The 2,068-nt window shown below is 59.7% G+C and carries 1 protein-coding gene; it reads right to left on the bottom strand.

Annotated features, from left to right (window positions below; genetic code table 11):
* Positions 1–2,042 (bottom strand): TonB-dependent siderophore receptor (locus JNL55_RS15065; RefSeq protein WP_293854864.1); only part of this gene is annotated, 2,042 nt, incomplete at its 3' end.
* Positions 2,043–2,068 lie beyond the last annotated feature (26 nt).

The following is a 2,068-nucleotide window of genomic DNA, read 5'->3' as shown; positions in this document are numbered from 1 at the left end:
TTGGTGTACGACAGCGACACGCTGTAGTTGTCCGGCAGGCGGCGGATGGCTTCGAATTCGAAGCCGCGCGAACTCACTTCACCGGTCTGAATGGTGTTGTTGCCGTCTTCGGGATCGGTCTGTTGGCGGTTCGATCCGGTCAGATCGAAGCCCGACAAAGTCAGCAGCGTGTGACGATCCGGTTGCCACTTCACGCCCACTTCGTACTGCGTGCCTTCCTGCGGCTTGAACTGGTTACCATGCACGTCCAGGCCGATGGTTGGGATGAACGATTCGGCGTAGCTCACGTACGGTGTGACGCCATCGAAAATTTCATACGTGAGGCCGACGCGGAACGTGGTGGCATTGTCGACCTGATCCGGCGAGCCGTCGAGGCTGGTGGTCACGCGGTCTCGCCGCACACCCGCCACGAAGGTGGCATCGCCAAACCTCATATGATCCTGCACATAGAAGCCGATCTGTTTGGCAATCTGCTCTGCCATCGGACTCATCTCGGCATCGATCACGCCGTTGCCATAAACCGGCGCGTAGACATCGATGGCCGGCGCGCCGCCTTCATAAGCGTTGGCCGATCCGTACTTGATGCGTGAATAGTCGATACCGCCCAGCAAATTGTGCTCGACGCTGCCGGTGTGCACCTGCCACTGCAGACGATTGTCCGTGTTCAGCACCTGGCTGCGAACTTTCGAGTCGTACCGGTAACGTGGCAGCAGTGTCGTGCCCTCTTCGAACGGATTTTCCACGCCGTTCCAGATCTCGCCATAAATACCGCCGTCGAATCCCGAAGAGCGGCTGTAACGCATACCACCGTCGAACACCAAACTATCGGAGAAGCGATGGGTCAGTAACAACGTGCCGCTGGACTGCTTGCGATCGTAACGATTGTGCGCAGGCTCGCCGATGAAACGATCGTCCGGCAGACGGCCGCCGGCGATCGGCTCCAGCGTGGCTTGCAGTGGCAAATAGGCGAACACCGACGCCGCCTTGTCTTGCTGATACATGCCCAGCAAGGTGATATCGGTTTGGTCGCTGGGTTGAAAGCGCAATGAAGGCGCCACCAGCGTGCGATCGTCGCGGCCAAAGTCGAATTGATTGTCCGAGTCGCGCAGCACACTCACCAAGCGTCCCGAAACGGTACCGGACTCAGTCAGCGCACCAGTGATATCGAACTGCGCCTGCTTGCGCTCATTGCTGCCGTACTCGATGCCGAACTCCGCACCGAACTGACTGCGCGGACGCTTGGTCATGCTATTGACGATGCCGCCGGCCGTGCCTTGGCCGTACAACACCGAGGATGGACCGCGCAGCACTTCCACTCGTTCGAGCGTATACACATCGGTGCGGGCGGTGTTGTAACTATCCGGCTGCACCATGCCATCGAGATAATCAGTCGCGGAGAAGCCGCGTGAAGAGAAATAGTCGAAGCGTAGATCCGAGCCATTGATCTCGGTCCGCACACCAGCCGTGTAGCGCAGCGCCTCTTGCAACCCGATCGCGCCTCGGCTGCTGATCTCCTCCGCTGTGACGATGCTGATGGCCTGCGGCGTTTCAGTCAGCAGCACGTCGGTCTTCGTCGCGGTGCGCGCGCGAAACGCTTCGACCACTACTTCTTCTTCAATCCCGCTGTGTGCCTCGGCACCCGAACCGGAGGCAGCGGCGGATGCTGACGCTTGTGTCGGTGCATCGCCGGTTTGAGCTTGCGCGAGCTGCAGATAATTGGCCGGAGTGTAGTTGCGCGTCGTTGTGGTTGGCTCGCTGTTCGCCGAGCGCACCAGGATCATGTCATTGGAGATGACCTTGAACGTCAGGCCGGTGCCCTGGAGCAGCATCGTCAACGCTCGCGTCGGCTCGAACTCGCCTTTGACCGGAGCGATACGCTTGTCGCCGACCAGCTCAGTGGCGAAGAAAATCTGCCGATCGCATTGACGCGCGAATTCGCTGAGCGCGGAACTCAACGCCTGTTCTTGAATATCGAAATGGACTACCGCGGTACCGGCGCCGACTGCCAATGGCGCGGCCAGCGCCAGCAATCCGCCGATCAATTTGGTTAACGCCCTGGTCGAAGTAT

The sequence above is a fragment of the Steroidobacter sp. genome (assembly GCF_016790065.1).
GTDB lineage: Bacteria > Pseudomonadota > Gammaproteobacteria > Steroidobacterales > Steroidobacteraceae > Steroidobacter.
This window is presented reverse-complemented; position numbering and strand designations above follow the sequence as displayed.